A 269-nucleotide genomic window follows, 5' to 3' on the forward strand; every position below is an offset into this window, starting at 1 on the left:
GACACCATGCCCGAGATGGCGTCGGTGATGAGCTTTTTCTCGTCCACCGGCTCCACGTAGTCGCTCTTGACCATGCCGAAAACGGCGGCCAACTGCTGCAGTTCTTCCAGCGGCAGCGGCGACAGGGCCCCCCGCGCCACGGCCTGCAGCTGCACGGTGGTCAACGCGCCGGCAAGGGCGCCCACGGCGACCCAACCGGCAATCTTCAATTTCTGGCCCATCACTCAACCCTTAGAACGGTTGCGTTGCAATATACACCTAGGAATGCG

At 62.5% G+C, this 269-nt stretch carries 1 pseudogene; it reads right to left on the reverse strand.

The features are described from left to right. A pseudogene (locus HA630_RS27290) lies at positions 1–221 on the reverse strand (peptidase S41); the annotation flags it as partial. Positions 222–269: the final 48 nt, after the last annotated feature.

Source organism: Aquabacterium sp. A08 (assembly GCF_011742065.1).